At 57.7% G+C, this 20375-nt stretch carries 19 protein-coding genes; 16 read left to right on the top strand and 3 right to left on the bottom strand.

Annotated features, from left to right (window positions below):
* Positions 1 to 55 precede the first annotated feature (55 nt).
* From QNI81_RS11880 to QNI81_RS11840, 9 genes are all read left to right on the top strand, one after another.
* Positions 56 to 799 carry a pyridoxine 5'-phosphate synthase gene (locus QNI81_RS11880; protein WP_283966623.1) on the top strand — a complete coding sequence of 248 codons (744 nt, stop codon included), beginning with the start codon at positions 56 to 58 and terminating at the stop codon, positions 797 to 799.
* 11 nt (positions 800 to 810) lie between these two features.
* On the top strand, positions 811 to 1236 hold the full coding sequence (locus QNI81_RS11875; protein ID WP_283966622.1) for an ABZJ_00895 family protein: 426 nt from the start codon (positions 811 to 813) through the stop codon (positions 1234 to 1236).
* A gap of 27 nt (positions 1237 to 1263) precedes the next feature.
* A complete protein-coding gene (gene acpS, locus QNI81_RS11870; RefSeq protein ID WP_283966621.1) occupies positions 1264 to 1683 on the top strand; it encodes a holo-ACP synthase in 420 nt (139 codons plus the stop codon).
* Between the two features lie 145 nt (positions 1684 to 1828).
* Complete coding sequence (gene lepB, locus QNI81_RS11865; RefSeq protein WP_283966620.1) at positions 1829 to 2665, top strand: signal peptidase I; 837 nt, start codon at positions 1829 to 1831, stop codon at positions 2663 to 2665.
* 190 nt (positions 2666 to 2855) lie between these two features.
* Entirely contained in the window at positions 2856 to 3542 is a 687-nt protein-coding gene (gene rnc, locus QNI81_RS11860) for a ribonuclease III (RefSeq protein WP_009178078.1), read from the top strand.
* Positions 3539 to 4444 (top strand): GTPase Era, encoded by a 906-nt coding sequence (gene era / locus QNI81_RS11855; protein WP_283966619.1) that lies wholly within the window; start codon positions 3539 to 3541, stop codon positions 4442 to 4444. The genes rnc and era overlap by 4 nt, the downstream gene beginning before the upstream one ends.
* 79 nt (positions 4445 to 4523) lie before the next feature.
* Complete coding sequence (locus QNI81_RS11850; RefSeq protein WP_065328598.1) at positions 4524 to 4853, top strand: DUF1491 family protein; 330 nt, start codon at positions 4524 to 4526, stop codon at positions 4851 to 4853.
* Positions 4854 to 4856: 3 nt separating this feature from the next.
* A complete protein-coding gene (gene recO / locus QNI81_RS11845) occupies positions 4857 to 5582 on the top strand; it encodes a DNA repair protein RecO (protein WP_114962264.1) in 726 nt (241 codons plus the stop codon).
* A 159-nt stretch (positions 5583 to 5741) separates the two neighbouring features.
* Positions 5742 to 7625, top strand: coding sequence for a PhoX family protein (locus QNI81_RS11840; RefSeq protein WP_283966618.1), 1884 nt, complete (start codon positions 5742 to 5744; stop codon positions 7623 to 7625).
* 54 nt (positions 7626 to 7679) lie between these two features.
* On the opposite strand, the gene QNI81_RS11835 is transcribed toward QNI81_RS11840, so the two are convergent.
* Positions 7680 to 8510, bottom strand: a complete 831-nt coding sequence (locus QNI81_RS11835) for a prephenate dehydratase (protein ID WP_283966617.1) — start codon at positions 8508 to 8510, stop codon at positions 7680 to 7682.
* 120 nt (positions 8511 to 8630) lie between these two features.
* On the opposite strand from QNI81_RS11835, the gene QNI81_RS11830 reads away from it, so the two are divergent.
* The 5 genes from QNI81_RS11830 (at position 8631) to QNI81_RS11810 (ending at position 15179) form a co-directional block, all read left to right on the top strand.
* Positions 8631 to 9131: a c-type cytochrome gene (locus QNI81_RS11830; protein WP_126137667.1), complete on the top strand. Its 501-nt coding sequence runs from the start codon at positions 8631 to 8633 to the stop codon at positions 9129 to 9131.
* Between the two features lie 249 nt (positions 9132 to 9380).
* The gene (locus tag QNI81_RS11825; RefSeq protein ID WP_283966616.1) at positions 9381 to 11321 is read left to right on the top strand and encodes an extracellular solute-binding protein; all 1941 of its coding nucleotides are present in this window, start codon (positions 9381 to 9383) and stop codon (positions 11319 to 11321) included.
* Positions 11322 to 11328: 7 nt separating this feature from the next.
* Positions 11329 to 12417 carry a microcin C ABC transporter permease YejB gene (locus QNI81_RS11820; RefSeq protein WP_005614998.1) on the top strand — a complete coding sequence of 363 codons (1089 nt, stop codon included), beginning with the start codon at positions 11329 to 11331 and terminating at the stop codon, positions 12415 to 12417.
* A 4-nt stretch (positions 12418 to 12421) separates the two neighbouring features.
* Positions 12422 to 13528, top strand: coding sequence for an ABC transporter permease (locus tag QNI81_RS11815; protein WP_283966615.1), 1107 nt, complete (start codon positions 12422 to 12424; stop codon positions 13526 to 13528).
* 58 nt (positions 13529 to 13586) lie between these two features.
* Positions 13587 to 15179, top strand: a complete 1593-nt coding sequence (locus tag QNI81_RS11810; RefSeq protein WP_283966614.1) for an ABC transporter ATP-binding protein — start codon at positions 13587 to 13589, stop codon at positions 15177 to 15179.
* A gap of 112 nt (positions 15180 to 15291) precedes the next feature.
* Here QNI81_RS11810 and hemN read toward each other — a convergent pair whose 3' ends face one another.
* On the bottom strand, positions 15292 to 16647 hold the full coding sequence (gene hemN / locus QNI81_RS11805) for an oxygen-independent coproporphyrinogen III oxidase (protein ID WP_283966613.1): 1356 nt from the start codon (positions 16645 to 16647) through the stop codon (positions 15292 to 15294).
* 60 nt (positions 16648 to 16707) lie between these two features.
* Here hemN and fnrL point away from each other — a divergent pair, with 60 nt between their 5' ends.
* A complete protein-coding gene (gene fnrL, locus QNI81_RS11800; protein ID WP_039983362.1) occupies positions 16708 to 17448 on the top strand; it encodes a transcriptional regulator FnrL in 741 nt (246 codons plus the stop codon).
* 252 nt (positions 17449 to 17700) lie between these two features.
* Here fnrL and QNI81_RS11795 read toward each other — a convergent pair whose 3' ends face one another.
* Positions 17701 to 18540: a universal stress protein gene (locus QNI81_RS11795; protein WP_283966612.1), complete on the bottom strand. Its 840-nt coding sequence runs from the start codon at positions 18538 to 18540 to the stop codon at positions 17701 to 17703.
* A 225-nt stretch (positions 18541 to 18765) separates the two neighbouring features.
* On the opposite strand from QNI81_RS11795, the gene ccoN reads away from it, so the two are divergent.
* Positions 18766 to 20370, top strand: a complete 1605-nt coding sequence (ccoN, locus tag QNI81_RS11790) for a cytochrome-c oxidase, cbb3-type subunit I (RefSeq protein ID WP_005629923.1) — start codon at positions 18766 to 18768, stop codon at positions 20368 to 20370.
* The last annotated feature ends 5 nt before the right edge of the window (positions 20371 to 20375 follow it).

The following is a 20375-nucleotide window of genomic DNA, read 5'->3' as shown; positions in this document are numbered from 1 at the left end:
GGCCTTGCCCGCTAGGCTCTGCCGCAAAAGACATCCCTGACAAAGAGACGTTCTCATGTCCCAAAACTCCCTGCGCCTTGGCGTCAATATCGACCATGTGGCCACAGTGCGAAATGCCCGTGGCGGAGCTTATCCAGACCCGATCCGTGCGGCGAAACTGGCAGAAGAGGCAGGTGCCGACGGCATCACCGCTCACCTGCGCGAAGACCGTCGCCACATCACAGATGCGGACATTGACGGGCTGATGGAGGCGCTGTCGGTGCCGCTGAATTTTGAGATGGCCGCAACCGATGAGATGCAAAAGATAGCGCTTCGGCATAAGCCGCATGCGGTCTGTATCGTTCCAGAAAAGCGTGAAGAGCGCACCACTGAGGGCGGTCTTGAAGTGGCCCGTGAAGAAAATCGTCTGGCCCATTTTATCGCGCCATTGCGTGATGCGGGGTGTCGGGTGTCGATTTTTATCGCCGCAGACCAAAAGCAGATCGAAGCCGCGCATCGCATCGGTGCCGAAGTCATCGAACTTCACACAGGGGCCTATTGCGACCACCACGCCGAAGGCAACTTTGCCGCGCGGGACAAGGAACTGGCCGCGCTGCAGGACATGGCAACGTTTGCGCATTCACTGGGGCTAGAAGTACATGCAGGGCATGGGCTTACCTATGAAACAGTCGCGTCCGTTGCGGCTTTTCCGGAGGTGATGGAGCTAAACATCGGTCATTTTCTGATTGGCGAGGCCATTTTTCGCGGTCTCACCCCGGCAGTGCAGGAAATGCGCCGCCTGATGGATGAAGCACGCTGAGGAGACAGCACATGAAGCTCGGGCGCTTTGCCGTAGTTTATCTCGCCATCATGGTCGCGTTGATGGTTCTGATCCTGCTGGTTCAGGCGATTTTCCGGTTCGACATCTCCAACGCAGGCATGGCGATTATCCCTGCGATGGGGGCTGCGATGGCGGAGGGGCAGGCCTTTGCCAAGGCAGAGGATCGCGCACCTGAGACCTCTGAAATGTGGGCGTTTGCGCGGCGTGCCGGGCTGGTCGTTCTTGGTCTGACGCTTTTGTCGACCGCGGCGTTCAGCATCGCCGTTCCAGAGATCAAATTTGTGCTCAGCCAACCCGGAGGCGCATTGGTGCTTCTGGCCGCGATCCTGTTCCAGACCTTGATTTCATTCGTGCTGGTGCGGTTCTTCTTGGCGACAGGTGCGAAATCCATACTGCGCGCCCAGAAGCGTGGCTGAGTATCAAGAACCTGATAAGAGGCCCAAATGATCCTAGGAATCGGCACTGATCTGGCAAACATAGAGCGCATTCAAGCTGTGCTTGATCGTTTTGGTGACCGGTTTCGAAACAGGGTGTTCACTGAGGTGGAGCAGGCGAAGTCTGAACGTCGCCTTGATGTAGCAGGCACCTATGCCAAGCGCTGGGCTGCAAAAGAAGCCTGCTCCAAGGCGCTCGGAACAGGGCTACGCATGGGGATCGCGTGGAAGGATATGTCCGTGTCCAATCTGCGCAGCGGCCAGCCGGTCATGCATGTGACGGGTTGGGCGAAGGAGCGGCTCGACCAGATGACCCCGGCTGGGCATGAGGCTGTGATCCATGTGACACTCACCGATGATCACCCCTGGGCTCATGCGATGGTCTTGATCGAGGCGCTGCCAGTGTCCCGGCCCAGTCCAGAGACCTAGACCACTTGTTTGGTGCGCATCGAAAGTGCGGCAGAGTTGCTCACTTCTGCGCCACATCCCATATGTCTTGCCTCCACCGCTTGACTTGCGCCGGACAGCCCCGCATGTACGCGCCTGACCCGTCCACAAATGACCGGAGAGCCTGATGGCGTCGAAAACCACGACCGGGAACTCAATCGTCGAGACGATCAAGACAATCGTCTACGCACTTTTGATTGCCGGTGTCTTCCGCACCCTGTTTTTTCAACCCTTCTGGATTCCTTCCGGCTCGATGAAAGAGACGTTGCTGATCGGCGATTTTCTCTTCGTCAATAAGATGGCCTATGGCTATTCCTATGCGTCCTGTCCAACCATCCGCATCGGTGCTGTTGGCCTCAATATCGATGCCAAAGACATCTGTGGCTTTATCGATGGTGACAACACGCGCATCCTCGCCAGTGAGCCAGAGCGCGGCGATGTGGTGGTGTTCCGCCATCCGGTGAATGGCACGGACTACATCAAGCGTCTTGTGGGGCTGCCCGGCGATAAGCTGCAGATGAAGGACGGCGTCCTCTACATCAACGGCACCGCGGTAGGGCTGATGGATGATGGCGAGTTCGAGGAAGAAATGGAACGTCAGGGGCCGCAGGGTAACTTCCCGCGCTGTGAAAACGACCCTGTCGGGCAGGGCGGGATCTGTAAGAAATCCCGCCAGATTGAAACCTTGCCGGGTGGAACTTCTCACGCTGTCATCAATATCGGCAACCAGTCGAGCGATCATACCAAGGTCTATCATGTCCCCGAGGGTCATTTCTTCTTTATGGGGGACAACCGCGACAATTCCACCGACAGCCGCGTGCCACAGGCCGTGGGCGGCGTGGGATATGTACCGTTTGAAAACCTGATCGGGCGCGCAGATCGCATCATGTTCTCGTCCGCTGGCCGCTCCATGCTGTTCTTCTGGACATGGCGCAGTGATCGGTTCTTTAAGGGCATCACATAGTCAACGGCGCTTTGTGACGTTGAACAAGGCCGTTGGCAGTCCCTGCCTGCGGCCTTTTTACTGTGGTAGGGGATGCGAGGTGCTATCTTAGCGCATGCGACACGCAGAGTGCTTTCCTCTGGCGCTTTGCTGGGATAAGGAACGAACCCACCGGGGCCGAAACGCCCCAATGATGCTCAAAGGACCACATGTGAAGCTATCTCGGGATATCCTCGCCTTTCAGGCAAGGCTGGGGCATGAATTTTCCAGCCCGGAGCTGTTGATCCGTGCGCTGACTCATCCTTCGGTTTCCTCGCCAAACCGTCAGGACAATCAGCGGCTGGAATTTCTCGGCGACCGCGTGCTGGGGCTGGTGATGGCGACGGCGCTCCTTGAGCATGACAAACACGCCACAGAGGGCCAATTGGCACCGCGGTTCAATGCGCTGGTGCGCAAGGAAGCCTGCGCGGATGTCGCGCGCCAGATTGATCTTGGTGCGGTGCTGAAACTTGGCCGATCTGAAATGCTATCCGGTGGGCGGCGCAAGCAGGCGCTGTTGGGCGATGCGATGGAGGCCGTGATTGCCGCCGTCTACAAGGACGCAGGTTTTGAGGCTGCCCAGAACGTGATCCTGCGCCTGTGGGGTAAGCGCGTTGGCACGGTTGAAGATGATGCCCGTGACCCCAAAACAGCGCTGCAGGAATTTGTGCAGGCGCGCCGTCAACCGCCACCCGCATATGTATTGATCGCCCGTACGGGCCCCGATCACGAACCCGTCTTCACCATCGCTGCCCGTCTTGAAGATGGAACCGAAGAACAGGCCACCGCAGGTTCAAAACGCCTCGCAGAGCAGGCCGCCGCCAAGGCCCTTTTGGCCAAACTGGAGCAAGAGACATGACCACACGCGCAGGCTTTATCGCCCTCATCGGCGAGCCGAACGCCGGGAAATCCACGCTTCTCAATCGCATGGTGGGGGCAAAAGTCTCCATCGTGACCCACAAGGTGCAAACCACCCGCGCGCGCATTCGTGGCGTGGCGATGGAAGGCGAGAGCCAGCTTGTGTTCGTCGATACCCCGGGCCTGTTCCAGCCGCGCCGCCGCTTGGATCGCGCTATGGTTGCGGCTGCATGGGGCGGTGCTGCAGATGCGGATGTGATCGTTCTGCTCATCGAGGCGCATCGCGGCATCACAGAAGGCGTAGAACGGATCATCGAAAACCTTGGCGAAGTTGTTCAGGGCCGCCGCGTCGCACTGGCGATCAACAAGATCGACAAGGTGCAATCCGATGTGCTGCTCGGCCTGACCAAGGATCTGAACGACCGTTTCTCCTTTGCTGAGACCTTTATGATTTCCGCAGAAAAAGGCTATGGCACCGACGATCTGCGCCAATGGCTCGCGGCCGAGGTGCCCGAAAGCCCGTGGCTCTACCCCGAGGATCAGATCGCGGATCTTCCACTCCGGATGATTGCCGCCGAGATGACGCGCGAGAAGCTCACCCTGCGCCTCCACCAGGAACTGCCTTACCAGCTCACGGTTGAGACTGAGAAATGGGAAGAGCGTAAGGACGGCTCTGCGCGCATTGATCAGGTGGTCTACGTGGTTCGCGATGGCCACAAGGGCATCGTGCTGGGTAAGCGCGGCGAGACAATCAAAGCCGTGGGACAAGCGGCCCGCGCAGAACTTGAGGAATTCCTGGATCGCAAAATCCACCTGTTCCTACAGGTCAAGGTCCGCCCGAACTGGCTAGAGGAATCCGAACGCTACTCGGAAATGGGGCTCGATTTTAAGGACGGGAACTAAACGCTCGCTCCATCATCTTTTTACAAATACCTCCGCCGGAGGCACATTAAGGGTGTCGCGCAGGTCGCAAGGAGCACTTATGTCCCGTCTCACTGCTCGGTTTTGGGTCGACGCCTATCTGGCCCGCTTGCGTTTTCAGGATATCCCCGCCTTTGTCACCGCACATGGCGATGACACCGCCGGCGCGGTGCTGGTGAAGCTCAATACGCTGGACGGTGAGGCCCGCGCGTATCAGCGCAGTTTCGATCTGATGACAGGAGATCGCAAATGGGTCGAACTGGTCGCGGGTTCGGACGAAGATGTGGAGGCATCAATCGCCAAGCAACGCCAGTTTGACAGCGATCTCTGGGTGATTGAGGTAGAAGATCGGCAGGGCAGACACCTGCTGGATGAGCCGGGGCTGGACTAGGAAATGGACTGGCGTGATCAGGGCATCTTGTTGACGGTACGTCGCCACGGCGAATCTTCCGCCCTGATCGAAGTATTCACTCAAGCACATGGTCGGCACGCGGGCCTCGTGCGCGGTGGGGCCAGTCGCAAGATGGCACCACATTTACAGCCGGGGGCGCAGTTGGATCTGACGTGGTCCGCCCGTCTCGAAGATCACTTGGGCACCTATAAGGCGGAACCGCTGCGCAGCCGTGCTGCTTCGGCGCTGTCGGGACGACTGGCGTTGTCAGGGTTGAATGCGGTCTGCGCGCTTCTGGCTTTTGCGCTACCGGATCGCGAAGCATATCCAGAGCTGTATCACCGCAGCGAAGCTTTGCTGGACCTGCTCGACAACGAAGATCTCTGGCCGCTGGGGTATCTGCGCTGGGAACTCTCGCTGCTTGAGGATCTTGGCTACGGTCTTGATCTGTCTTGCTGCGCGGTGACCGGCGCCACTGAGGGGCTCATGTATGTTTCACCCAAAACGGGCCGTGCGGTCTCTGAGGCGGGCGCGGGGGAATGGGCGGATCGCTTGTTGCCCCTGCCACCGGTGATGCGAGGCGAGGGCGATGGCGAAGACATAGAAATCCTGACTGCGCTGAGAACCACGGGGTTTTTCTTCGAATCAAAGCTGGCACCAGCCTTGGGCAATCGGCCTGTTCCCGAGGCGCGCGGGCGTTTTCTGGATGCGCTGTCGCGTCGCCTGTAGGCGCGTTCGGCGAAATATCGCATCCGCCCCTGGCAATCACCGCCGGAGCGGGATGGCGTCACACGCATGATACATCGCCCGGAGATGAACGCTGTCGCGGTTGGGCCCACGCATTTCGGGTCGCATCCCAGCCTTTATGACAGCTAGGAGCACAGTAAAATGGTTGAAAAGAGCCTTATCGATCTTTCGTGGGACGACTTTGATGAACATCGCGATCCCCGCCCGAATGAGAATCAGTTTGATGCCGTGGTTGAGCGTGCCGTCTCTCGCCGGGGCTTTCTCGGTGGTGCGCTGGCCTTTGGCTCTGGTGCGGCGGTCTTTGGCACTGGCTTGATGTCCTCCACCACAGCGTCGCGCGCGGAAGGGCACGCAAGATTTGCGTTCAAGCCCATCGATATTGCCACCGATCACGCGGTTCATGTCCCCGAGGGCTACACCTCACAGGTTTTGGTGCGTTGGGGGGATGCGCTTTGGTCCGAGGCCGAAGGGGCCTATTCTCCCGAAACCGGTGTGTCGGCAGAGATGTCCGACAAGGTCTTTGGCGAGAACACGGACGGTATGGAGCTCTTTGAGGTCGACGGGCGCGAGATCATTGCTGTGAACTCGGAATATGTGAACCCGAAGATCAACTTGCCTGCAGCCTCTGAGGGCGTGCCGCAATCTGCCGAGGAGGTGATGCTGCTGAAGAACCTTCAGGGCGTCACTGTCATGGAAGTCGCGCGGGGTGACAACGGCTATCAGGTGGTCAAAGACAGTCCCTACAATCGCCGGATCACCCATGAGACAGAAATTGTTCTGGCGGGTCCGCTGGCCGGTCATCCACTGGTGCAAACCCACGCCGACCCAGCGGGACGCCGGGTGAAGGGCACCATGAACAACTGTGGAGCGGGGAAGACCCTTTGGGGCACCTATTTGACCTGCGAAGAGAACTTTAACGGTTACTTCGGTGCCACCGGTGCAATGCCCGAAGGCGAAGGTTACATTCGTTATGGCATCGGCGGCGAAGGTCGCTATGCCTATGAAAAGTTCGACGAGCGGTATGATTTGTCGAAAGAACCCAACGAGCCACACCGCCATGGGTTTGTGACCGAAATCAACCCGGCGGATGCATCGTCCACACCGGTGAAACGCACAGCACTCGGCCGTTTCAAACATGAAAACGCCGAGATGGTGCAGGCTTCTGATGGTCGGATCGTCGTCTACCTGGGCGATGATGAGCGCGGCGAATATCTATATAAATACGTCTCGACCAACACTTGGGCCGAAGGTGAGCCAACCGAGGGTCTGTTGGATGATGGCCAGCTCTATGTGGCAAAGTTCAACGACGACCAGACCGGTGAATGGCTGGCATTGACGCCAGAGACGACCGGCATGGAGCAGGCAGAGATCCTCTGTTTCACGCGCATGGCGGCCTCTGCTGTTGGTGGTACCACCATGGACCGTCCGGAATGGGTGGCCTGCAACCCGCTCAAGGCGGAGGGCTATTGCGCGCTGACCAACAACAAGAACCGTGGCGTGAAGCCTAATGCGGGTGGGGATGATACCTCTGTCAACGGACCAAACCCCCGCGAGACCAACAACTTCGGGCAGATCGTGCGCTGGGCTCCGGCAGATGAGAATCACGCCGCAGAGGCCTTTACGTGGGATCTCTATGTGATGGCGGGCAATCCGAAGGTCTACAACAATGCCTACGCCGGGTCTGCCAACATCAACGAAGGCAACATGTTCAACTCGCCCGATGGCATGGCCTTTTCTTCCGACGGTATGCTTTGGATTCAGACCGATGGGGACGACGACAACGAAGGCGAATTCGAGGGGCAGGGTAACAATCAGATGCTGGTTGGCGACCCAGAATCCGGCGAGATCGCCCGGTTTATGACGGTGCCGAATGGTGCTGAGGTCACTGGCTTGTGCTGGTCGCTGGATAAAAAAGTGGCCTTTGTCGGCGTGCAGCACCCCGGCGGTGCATGGCCGGATGGCGCTGGCAAGCCGCGTTCTTCTATTGTTGCCGTCTGGCGCGAGGACGGTGCGCTGATCGGCTGAGGCGCGTACCCCCCCCTTGGGATTGGCCCTCATCGCGGGGCCAATCTCTGGGTGTCAGCGTTTGAGGTCTGCTGGGTAGACGCCCAGAATTTCCACATCGGTTGTGAAATAGTTCAGTTCATCCATGGCGAGGCGCACATTTTCGTCCTCGGGGTGGCCGTCAATGTCGGCGTAAAACTGAGTCGCTGTGAAAGAGCCGTTGACCATGTAGCTCTCCAGCTTGGTCATATTGACCCCATTGGTCGCAAAGCCGCCCATCGCCTTATAAAGCGCAGCGGGGATGTTGCGCACCTGAAAGACAAAACTGGTGATCATGCCGTTTTCGCCCCGGCGGCTGGTGTCTGCCTCACGCGCCATCGTCAAAAAGCGGGTGGTGTTGTTGCCTTGATCCTCGATGTGGCGGGCCAGCACGTTTAGACCGTAGATTTCTCCGGCCAGTTCAGAGGCTAGTGCTGCGTGGGTTACGTCGCCGCGTTCGGCCACTTCGCGCGCCGCACGCGCATTGTCGGGGCTCACCCGGCCCTGAATGTTGTGATCACGCAGGAAGCTTGCGCATTGTGGCAGCAAGACCAAATGCGAATGCGCCTCGCGGATGTCTTCGAGTTTTGCACCCGGAACACCAAGCAGATTGATGTGAACGCGCACGAAGGCCTCGTCAATGATCTTGAGACCAGAATGCGGCAGCAAGCGGTGAATATCGGCCACCCGCCCGTAGGTGGTATTCTCCACAGGTAGCATCGCCAACTCCGCCTCGCCCGAGCGCACAGCGTTGATTGCATCCTCAAAACCACGGCAGGGCAGCACCTCCATATCGGGCCGCTTGTTGCGGCAGGCCTCATGGCTGTAAGAGCCGAGTTCGCCCTGTATCGCGATTTTTTGGGTCATAGCTGCGTCATCTTTGCAAAAACTTGGGAATTTGGTCGTTTAGTCGCGGTGTCTATACCTTGCCAGTTGATAGGGGAAGCCTTAGACACCGTGGAAGACAGCTGAAATGGACACGCTATCATGTTTGACACAATGACACTCACCAAAGCGACTGCAGGTTTCTGTGGCGCGTTCCTTGTGTTCCTCTTGGGCAAATGGGTTGCCGAGGAGCTTTATCACGTTGAGGCACACGGCGAGGCGTCTTACGTCATCGAAGTGGCTGACGCTGGTGGCGCAAGTGACGAGCCTGAAGTGGACTTTGCGACGCTGATGGCGGAGGCTGATGTCGACAAAGGTGCCAAGGTCTTCCGCAAGTGTTCTGCTTGTCACAAGGTTGACGGCACAGATTCGACAGGTCCGCACCTCGATGGCGTCGTCGGTCGCGATATCGCTTCTGTAGCGGGCTTTGGTTATTCCGGCGCTCTCACTGGTCTCGAGGGCAACTGGACCCCTGAGCATCTGAGCGAGTTCCTCACCAAGCCGTCGGCATATGCGTCGGGCACCACCATGTCCTTTGCTGGCCTGAAAAAGGTCGAGGACCGGGTGAACCTGATTGCCTATCTGGAAAGCCTGGCAAACTGATCCTCCGATCACAGAATTCCTGAGAAAAGGCCGCAGCCCACGCTGCGGCCTTTCTTCTTGTGGCGACCTGTACCGCAGACAATTGCGGTGCATTCGCGCTGATCGGCGAGGATTGGCTTTCAAATCACTGCGAGGCGGCATTCTCGGCTTGAAAACAAGGCGCTCTGGCCTTTAGCTTTGTTAGAAGCAGATAAAACGTCAGATCCGGTGATACACGGACAATGGCGCCACATAAGAAGGGTTAGGCAGATGACGATCAGACACGCGCGTGGAATGGCTAAAGTGGCTGCGAAGTCCCGCACCCGATCGTGGATCAAGCCCTTCACCACTGCTGCGCTACTGTCCGCAGCGGCGCTGATGACATCTGTTCTTGCGGCGAGCAGTGCCGAAGACGGCGCCATCACAAAAAGCCACGGATATTCCTTCTACGGAGATCTCGACTACCCGGCGGATTTTGAGCACTTCGATTACGTGAACCCGGATGCGCCCAAAGGGGGGGAACTGGCAGTTCCTTTTATCGGCACACTGGACAGTATGAATCCCTACTCTGGCAAAGGGCGGGCGCATGCCTTTTCTGTCTACCCATATGAAAGCCTGCTTGCGGATGCAGCGCCTGCGGATAAATACGGCCAATCCTACTGCTTGCTGTGCGAAAGCGTAGAATATCCCGAAGACAAAAGCTGGGTCATTTTCCGCATGCGGCCTGAGGCGCGTTTCTCGGATGGCACTCCGGTGACAGCCCATGACATTGCCTTCAGCCATAACCTGCTGCTCGATCAGGGGTTGCAGTCCTACGCCGATTTTGTCCGCAAGCTGATCCCCAAGGTCGAAGTCATCGATGACTACACCATCAAGTTCTATTTTGCTGACGGTGTCTCCCGCCGCAGCTTGGTCGAACAGGTGGGCGGGGTGCCTGCATGGTCGAAGAAATGGTTCGAAGAGACCGGTCAGAAGCTCAACGAGAACTGGATTGAAGGACCTCCGGGCTCTGGCCCCTATGTGATTGATGAAATTGACCTGTCGCGTCGCATCGTACTCAAACGCAATCCCGATTACTGGGGAAAGGATCTTCCGGTTAATCAGGGGCGTCATAACTTTGATGCGCTGCGGGTTGAGATCTTTGCCGATGACACCGCCGCGTTTGAGGCGTTCAAGGCGGGCGAGTATACATTCCGTGCCGAGGGCGACAGCAAGAAATGGGCCAGCGGTTATGACTTCCCCAAGGTTGATAGCGGTGCTGTAAAGCTCGAAGAACTGCCCAATGGTGCACCGCCCACGGCCTCCGGTATTGTGTTCAATCTGGCATCCCCCAAGCTTCAGGACCGCCGTGTCCGTGAGGCGCTGGCCTTGGCGTTCAATTTTGAGTGGTCCAATGAAAGCCTACTCTATGGGTTGTTCGAACGCCGCGCGTCCTTCACCCAGAACTCGCCCTTGATGGCGACGGGCACTCCCGAAGGTGCGGAGCGTGAATTCCTCGAAAGTCTCGGTGATCTGGTCCCGCCAGAGATGCTGAGCGAAGAGGTCTATGTTCCGGCAACATCTGATCCTGCCCGACTGTTTGATCGCCGCAACGCGCGTAAAGCTGCCGCAATGCTAGAGGACGCAGGCTATGTTGTTGGCGACAACGGCAAGCGGGTGACGCCCGAGGGCGCACCGTTTGAACTGAATTTCCTGTTCTCCTCTTCGTCGTCACCTACCACGCGTGGCGTGATGGAGAATTTCGTTGATAACCTCGAAAATCTCGGCATTGCGGTTAATTTTGAGGTGGTCGACACCGCGCAATACACCAGCCGCGAGCGAGAACGGGACTATGATCTGGTCGTGGACAGCTACACGACCTTCCTTGGGACGGGTACGGGGCTGGAGCAGCGGTTCGGGTCTGAGGCCTCGACCTATTCGCTATTTAACCCAGCTGGTCTGGCCTCGCCGCTGATTGATGCGATCATCACAAAATCGCTGCGCGCGGAAACGCGCGAGGAAGAAACGGCGATCATGACTGCGCTTGATCGCGCGTTGCGGCATGAGTTCATCATGATCCCGCTGTGGTACAACCCGAACCATTGGGCGGCCTATTACGACCAATACGAACATCCGGCGGAAATCCCACCCTACAGCCTCGGGTATCTGGACTTCTGGTGGTATAACGAGGACAAGGCCAAAGCGCTGCGAGATGCTGGCGCGCTGAGGTAAATCCCCGATGCTAAACTATATTCTGCGGCGCCTCTTGCTGGTGATCCCGACCTTGATCGGGATCATGGTGGTGAATTTCGCGCTGGTTCAATTCGTTCCCGGTGGTCCGGTTGAACAGATGATCGCCCGTCTTGAGGGCGGCGGCGACGTCTTTGGGGGCTTTGCCGGTGCCGCAAACGATGGCGGCGCAGAAACCGTCGGCCAAGCTGAGAGCCAGTATGCCGGTGGGCGCGGCCTGCCGCCTGAGTTCATTGAGGAGCTGGAGCGCGAGTTCGGTTTTGACAAGCCACCGCTCGAACGTTTCCTCAATATGATGTGGAACTACGTCCGGCTCGACTTTGGCGAGAGTTATTTCCGCAATGTCGGGGTGATTGATCTGGTGATGGAGAAAATGCCGGTGTCAATCTCGCTCGGCCTGTGGTCGACGCTGATCGCATATATGATTTCCATTCCATTGGGAGTAAAAAAAGCGCTGCGTGATGGCAGCAAATTTGACAGCTGGACAAGCGGCGTGATTATCGCAGCCTACGCCATACCGGGCTTTTTGTTTGCGATCCTGCTGCTGGTGCTCTTGGCGGGCGGGTCGTATTGGCAGATCTTCCCGCTGCGGGGACTGACATCGGAAAACTGGGAAAGCATGAGCCTTTTGGGCAAGATTGGCGACTATTTCTGGCACATCACTTTGCCGGTTGTGGCCTCCACCATATCCGCCTTTGCAACGCTTACACTGCTGACCAAGAACTCCTTTCTGGATGAGATCAAGAAACAGTATGTCATGACCGCGCGCGCCAAGGGGCTCACCGAGAACCGGGTGCTCTATGGGCATGTGTTCCGCAATGCGATGCTGATCGTGATCGCAGGGTTTCCGGGTGTGTTTATCTCGATCTTCTTCACCGGCAGCCTGATCATCGAGACGATCTTCTCGCTGGACGGACTGGGGCGGCTTGGGTTTGAGGCCGCGGTGGCACGCGATTACCCTATTGTTTTTGGAACGCTTTTCATCTTCGGGCTAATGGGCCTAGTGGTGGGGATCTTGTCTGACATCATGTACGTGCTGGTCGATCCGCGCATCGATTTTGAAAAGCGGGAGGGGTGATATAATGGCACTGTCTCCTCTGAACCAACGCCGCTGGAACAACTTCAAGCGCAACCGCCGGGCCCTCTGGTCGCTCAGGATCTTTATTGTGCTGTTTGGCCTGTCGCTGTTTGCGGATGTATTGGCCAACGACAAACCGATCCTCGTGAACTATCGCGGCGAGTATTTTACTCCGATCTGGAACTTCTACCCGGAGACTGCCTTTGGGGGTGATTTCCAGACTGAGGCCGTCTATCGCGACCCGGAAGTGAAATGCCTGATCGCGTCCGGCGGCAGTCTGGACTGTTTCGATGATCCCGATGGCATCATCGCCGAAATTGATGCGAGCACCTATGCGGGAGAGGATTTTGTCGAGGGCTGGTCGCTCTGGCCGCCGATCCCCTACAGCTTTGACACGCCAGTAGATCGCTCCGGGGCCGCGCCGCTGCCGCCTAATGGGCAGAATTGGCTGGGCACCGATGACACCAAACGCGACGTGCTGGCGCGGGTCATCTATGGTTTTCGGCTCTCGATCGTCTTCACCCTCGTGGTTACGATCGCCGCAAGCCTGATCGGGATTGTGGCGGGCGCCGTGCAGGGGTTCTTTGGCGGCTGGGTGGATCTGATCTTCCAGCGCGTGATCGAGATCTGGTCCGCAACGCCATCGCTTTATGTCATCATCATCATGTTTGCGATCTTGGGGCGCAGTTTCTGGCTCCTGGTGTTTTTGATGATCCTGTTCAGCTGGACGGCGCTTGTGGGCGTGGTGCGCGCGGAGTTTCTACGGGCGCGCAACCTCGAATATGTACGCGCGGCCAAGGCGCTTGGCGTGGGGAACGTCACCATCATGTTCCGCCATATGCTGCCGAATGCGATGGTTGCGACACTCACCATGCTGCCGTTCATCGTGACCGGCACCATCGGCACCTTGGCGAGTCTTGATTTCCTCGGCTTTGGCCTGCCGTCTTCGGCGCCATCGCTGGGCGAGATGACCCTACAAGCCAAACAGAACCTGCAAGCGCCGTGGCTTGCCTTCACCGCCTTCTTTACCTTTGCAATCATGCTCTCGCTTCTGGTCTTCATCTTTGAAGGCGTGCGGGACGCGTTTGACCCGAGAAAGACTTTTTCATGAGCCATGCAGACATGAGGATTGAAAAACGCGCGACCTCTCGCCCGGGCGGGTCGCACCAATGACGCAATCTCCCATTCTTCAGGTCAAGGACCTTCGCGTTGCCTTTCGCCAAGACGGTCAGCTCACCGAGGCGGTTAAGGGCGTGTCCTTTACGGTGTCGCGCGGTGAAACGGTTGCACTGGTGGGCGAGTCGGGGTCTGGCAAATCGGTTTCCGCACTGTCCACGGTTCAATTGCTCGGCGACAGCGCACAGGTCTCCGGCTCCGTCACCTATGATGGGCAGGAAATGATCGGCGCAGATGAACGCACCCTGCGACGGGTGCGCGGCAATGATATCTCCTTCATCTTCCAAGAGCCGATGACCTCGCTCAACCCGTTGCACAGCATTGAAAAACAGCTGGGCGAGGCGCTTGCCCTACATCAGGGCGTAATGGGCGAAGACGCGCGCGGGCGCATTCTGGACCTGTTGAACAAGGTCGGTATCCGCGACGCCGAAACCCGGCTTGGCGCCTACCCACATCAGCTCTCGGGTGGGCAGCGTCAGCGGGTGATGATCGCGATGGCGCTTGCCAATAAACCAGACGTGCTGATTGCGGACGAACCCACCACGGCGCTTGATGTGACCATTCAGGCGCAGATCCTCGACCTTCTGGCGGATCTGAAATCAAGCGAAGGCATGGGGCTTTTGTTCATCACCCATGATCTGTCGATCGTGCGCCGCATCGCTGATCGGGTCTGCGTGATGAAATCCGGCGAGATCGTCGAAGAGGGTCCCACCGAAGAGCTGTTTGCCGATCCCAAACACCCCTACACACAGAAACTGCTGGCGGCTGAGCCCTCCGGCAGGCCGGGGTCGGTCCCTGAGAATGCGGAGGAGCTTGTCGCGGCAAACGACCTCAAAGTCTGGTTCCCGATCCAGCGCGGCCTGCTCAAACGTACGGTTGGCCATGTGAGGGCCGTGAACCCGATGTCGCTTTCGGTGCGCGCCGGTGAAACCCTCGGCATTGTCGGGGAATCCGGTTCTGGCAAAACCACGATGGCGCTGGCGATCATGCGTCTGATCGCTTCCGAGGGCGAAGTGCGTTTTCAGGGTCAGGACCTGCGCAAATGGTCGACGCGCGAGTTGCGCCGCCTGCGCAAGGATATGCAGATCGTATTTCAGGATCCCTTTGGGTCGCTGTCACCGCGGATGACCTGTCAGCAAATCATCGCCGAAGGCCTGGCCATCCACGAGGTCGATCAACACCGCAAACCACGTGAACTGGTGGCGGAAGTGATGGAGGAGGTCGGCCTCGATCCCGCCGCCATGGATCGCTACCCGCATGAGTTTTCTGGCGGACAACGCCAGCGTATAGCGATTGCCCGCGCCATGGTACTACGCCCGAAACTGGTGGTGCTGGACGAGCCCACATCGGCGCTTGATATGACGGTTCAGGTTCAGATCGTTGATTTGCTGCGCGATCTGCAGGCCCGTTACGGGCTGGCCTATCTCTTTATCAGCCATGATCTCAACGTGGTGCGCGCCATGTCGCATGAGATTCTGGTGATGAAAGCTGGCGATGTGGTGGAGCAGGGCGCTGCAGAAGAGGTCTTTGCCAATCCCAAAGAGGAATACACAAGGCATCTGCTTTCAGCCGTGACAGGCGTTTAACCCAAAGCACCTGTCGTATTTCTTCTAACTAAAAATATCCCGGGAGCGCGAGGGCAGCGCCCTCGCTTCCCTCGCCTTCCCAAAACGATGTCACCGGATATTATGTGGCCGCCTAGATGGCGGAACTGTGCCCGGCTTTGCTAAGATCATAAGCGTCAAAGTGGCGTGCAATCATGCGGGTCAGAGGTTTACCCTCCGGGCGAATACGGATCCCATCTACATGTAGATCAAGCATGTCGGGAAACGCAGCCGACACGTCACGATACATCCTGTCCAGTGCGGCAGGCGCAATGTCAAACGTCGTCAGTATTTCCTCCGAGGAAATCGCAAAGTCGCACATCAACCCCTCGATCATGCGCCCACGCAGCAGGTCTTCACCTGCAAAAACATGTCCACGTGCGGTCGAGAACTGCCCATCACGGATCGCCTTGGTATAGGCGGATGTGGAAGGCGCGTTTTGTGCGTAGCCTTGCGGGAAGCGCGAAATCGACGAGGCTCCCAATCCGATCAGCACCTCTGCGCGATCGTCGGTGTAGCCTTGGAAGTTCCGGCGCAGCTTGCCAGTTCGTGCCGCCACAGCAAGTCCATCATGGGGCGTGGCAAAGTGGTCGATGCCAATTTCGCGATATCCGTCCCACATGAACAAACGCTGAGCCGTTTCAAACAGTTGCAATCGTGCTTTCGGCGAGGGCAGGCTGTCGGTGGGGATCATATTCTGCCGTCGTGCCATCCACGGCACATGTGCATACCCATAGAGCGCAACCCGGTCAGGCGACAACGACAGGAGCTTCTGCACGCTCTCGGTCATGCGCATCCGTGTCTGATGTGGCAAGCCAAACAGGATATCAGCGTTAAGGCTGGCAATCCCACGTGCGCGGATCATGTCAACCGCATCACGGGTGAGATCAAACGGCTGGATGCGACCTATTGTTTCCTGAATTTCAGGGTCGAAATCTTGCACACCGATCGACGCGCGGTTCATCCCGGTTGCGGCGAGCGCATCTAGACGAGGTTCGTCAATCTCATTGGGGTCGATCTCTACCGAGAACTCGCCGCCCTTCGCCAGCGGGGTGACGGCGAATATCGCCTCTGCCAGTTCCGCCATCATTTCTGCAGACAGTAGCGTCGGTGTTCCTCCGCCCCAATGCAGCCGGGCCAGACTCACGCCCTCCGGCAGGTGACGCGCCAGAAGTGCAATTTCCTGCTTTAAAACGTCCAGATAAGCGCGCACCGGAGAATCCGATTGCGTGCCTTGAGTGCGACAAGCGCAAAACCAACATAGCCTGCGACAGAACGGCACATGCACGTATAAGGAGATCTCCGCACCGGGTTTAATGGCCTTGATCCAATCAGCGAATCCTTTTGCGCTTACATCATTTTTGAAATGAGGCGCAGTGGGATAGCTCGTGTATCTGGGCACCTTTGCGTCGAATAGTCCGAGCCGTGCCAATTGAGATTCCTGTGTCATAGGATTACGATAGGGATGGTCGGCATTGTCGGCTTTGACTCAGATCAACCAGAGGCGCGTATGTCCCTTGCCCAATTCCAGTCGATCGAGTGTGCGGATTGCCCAATTCGCCACCGCGCCGTGTGCGCCCGTTGTGATTCGGACGAGCTCGAGGCACTCGACGCGATCAAGTTCTATCGCAGCTATGAGGCTGGGCAGACCGTGATCTGGTCCGGAGATCAGATGAACTTTGTCGGTTCGGTGGTGTCTGGGATCGCGACTTTAACCCAGACGATGGAGGATGGGCGCACTCAGATGGTTGGTCTGTTGCTGCCGAGCGATTTTGTAGGCCGGCCCGGGCGCGATGGATCTGCATATGATGTCGTCGCGACGACAGACGTTGTAATGTGTTGTTTTCGAAAAAAACCTTTTGAAGATTTGATGACGCGAACACCTCATATCGCGCATCGATTGCTGGAAATGACACTGGATGAGCTTGATGCAGCGCGTGAGTGGATGTTGGTGCTCGGGCGTAAAACCGCGCGTGAGAAGATCGCCAGTCTCTTGTCGATTATCGCAAGGCGCGATGCGTCGCTCAGTGTGGATGCCGCCAGTGGTGCTGTCAGCTTTGATCTGAAGCTGACGCGTGAGGCGATGGCGGATTATCTGGGCCTGACCTTGGAAACCGTGAGCCGTCAAATCTCTGCGCTTAGGAAGTCGGGTGTGATCGAATTGGAAGGAAAGCGGCATGTTACGGTGCCCGATATGCGCCGCCTGATCGAAGAGGCCGGAGACGATAGCGACGGCGGTGTGCTTGGTTAGAGAATTTCCAGTGTCGCGTTGATTCGGCGTTTTTGAACGGGAATGGGCTGGCATTTGAATTTGGTCGGCCTGAGGCGAAATTTTCTCAAACCGGGTTTCTCAACCACCATCACTGGTTGAATTTACAAATTCGAATAATAAGCCCACGTCGCTTTCTAGGGCCATGATGTGAGGCGCCATCTCCAATAGATGAGGCCGGTCCCGATTTAGACCGGCCAATTGCCCAAAAACGCGCGACTGCGCGTGGTGCCATCAATGCGCCATCAGCACCGGGACTTTTGCATGCTCGAGCATATTGCGCGTTGCGCCGCCGAGGATCGACTCACGGAAGCGCGAATGCCCATAAGCGCCCATCACAATAAGCTCTGCATCCGTATCTGTTGCGTGACGGCACAGCACATCAGAGATGCGCGGCAGCGTTTTGCTGAGGACGTCAATCTCGCAGGCGACGCCGTGGCGGGCCAGCATCTGACACAACATGCCACCGGGATCTGAGCGTTCGATCCCGTGTTTTGGCGGATCAATTACAGTGATCCGAACCAGATCTGCAGACTGAAGGAGGGGCAGGGCTTTTCGTACGGCCGTGAGGGCTTCGATGCTTTCATCCCATGCGACGAGGACGGTTTTGGGTGATGCAGCAAGTGTTGTCCCCTCTGGCATCACGAGAACCGGGGTGCGCGTGTCAAAGAGGGCAGCCTCGACGATTGGCTCGACTTCCGGCCCCTGACCTTCGCCATAAGGCAGATCCATCACCACCAGATCGCTAAAGCGCGCATGATGCGAGGTGACCCGAGAAATATCGCCAAATGGGGCAATTGCGGTGGAGAGGCTGCGCGGCACGTCGCTACCAGAGAGATATTGCTTGGTGCTTTCTTCGGTTGCCTGCACTTCTTCACGGGCGCGATCCAGCATTGTGTTGATGGCAATCGCATTCGCACCGCCGTCATAGTACCCCACGCGGGTGCGATCTACCCCAAGGCACAGAACATCCAGATGCCCATCAGCGCGGCGCACCATGGTCTCGGCTTGGTCCAATGCAGTTGTCGATCCGTTTGGAGTGGATCGCACTGTCAGAATTGTCTTGTACGTCATGAGCTTACCTTTTCCCAAATCCCGTGATTCCGGTTGAAGGTAACGGGGCCTTGGTTCTCAGGTTACCCGTATCCCGTGAGGTGACATGACACATCCCAAACGCCAGCATCTTGATGCAGATCAATGTTTGCAAAACCTCGCTCTGGCATCAGGGACGGGGAAAACGACGCCCGAGGTGTATCTGCGAGGGGTACGATTCGGGTGAATCATTCAAAGGGGCATGAAATGTCTAATTATCTCAAGCTGATAGTGCTTGGCGTATTGACGGTCTTCTTCATGATCGCCGCCGGCTATGCCAGGGATCTGGCCTATCAGGTACATGCGGTGATCTTGATGCTCGTCGCAGGTGGCCTGTTTTTGTCAACGCTACGCAGTACCGACGAGCCGGTCGCGGCTCCCGTCACCGGGGAATACCTCGATGGCGTCGTGCGCGCGGGCGTCATTGCAACCGCGTTCTGGGGTGTGGCGGGGTTCCTCGTGGGAACGTTCATCGCGTTCCAGTTGGCGTTTCCGGTTCTGAACTTCGACTGGTCCGAAGGATTTGCGAACTTTGGCCGGTTGCGTCCATTGCACACTTCTGCAGTGATTTTTGCGTTTGGGGGCAACGCGCTGATCGCAACCTCTTTCTACATCGTGCAGCGGACGTCTGCGGCGCGGTTGTGGGGCGGTAACCTCGCGTGGTTCGTGTTCTGGGGCTATCAACTCTTTATCGTTCTGGCCGCGACCGGTTATCTTCTGGGCGGCACGCAGTCCAAAGAATATGCTGAACCCGAATGGTATGTTGATCTGTGGCTGACCGTCGTCTGGGTCGCCTATCTGGCCGTTTTCCTGGGCACTATCATTCGCCGCAAAGAGCGCCACATCTATGTGGCAAACTGGTTCTTCCTCGCCTTCATCGTGACCGTTGCCATGCTGCATGTGGTCAACAACCTGACCATTCCGGTGTCGATCTGGGGTTCCAAGTCGGTGATCGTCTGGCCGGGGGTGCAGGATGCCATGGTGCAATGGTGGTATGGCCACAACGCTGTGGGCTTCTTCCTGACCGCAGGTTTCCTCGGCATGATGTACTATTTCATCCCAAAACAAGCAGATCGTCCGGTTTACAGCTATAAACTGTCGATCATCCACTTCTGGGCGCTGATCTTCATCTACATCTGGGCTGGTCCGCACCACCTGCACTACACCGCGCTGCCGGATTGGGCTTCGACCCTCGGCATGGTGTTCTCGGTCGTGCTGTGGATGCCGTCGTGGGGTGGTATGATCAACGGTCTGATGACGCTTTCGGGCGCTTGGGACAAGCTGCGCACCGATCCGGTTCTTCGGATGCTGGTGATCTCGGTTGGTTTCTACGGCATGTCCACGTTTGAGGGTCCGATGATGTCGATCCGCGCGGTGAACTCGCTGTCGCATTACACGGACTGGACCATTGGTCACGTGCATTCCGGTGCGCTCGGCTGGAACGGTATGATCACCTTCGGTGCGCTCTATTACCTGACGCCGGTTCTGTGGAAGCGCGAACGGCTCTATTCGCTGAGCCTCGTCAGCTGGCACTTCTGGCTCGCCACCATCGGCATCGTGCTCTACGCGGCGTCCATGTGGGTGACCGGTATCATGGAAGGTCTGATGTGGCGTGAAGTGGACGCAAACGGCTTCCTCGTGTGGTCTTTTGCCGACACCGTGGCTGCGAAGCTTCCGATGTATGTGATGCGTGGTTTGGGCGGGGTTCTGTTCCTCTCCGGGTCGCTGGTCATGTGCTACAACCTCTGGATGACCGTTCGTCGGGCGCCGGCCAAAGAGGCCAGCCTGTCCGTCGCGGTCCCGGCTGAATAAGGAGG

The sequence above is a fragment of the Tritonibacter sp. AK171 genome (assembly GCF_030127025.1).
In the GTDB taxonomy this organism is placed as follows: Bacteria; Pseudomonadota; Alphaproteobacteria; order Rhodobacterales; family Rhodobacteraceae; genus Epibacterium; species Epibacterium mobile.
Note: the sequence above shows the minus strand (reverse complement) of the source record. Positions and strands in the feature narration are given on the sequence as shown.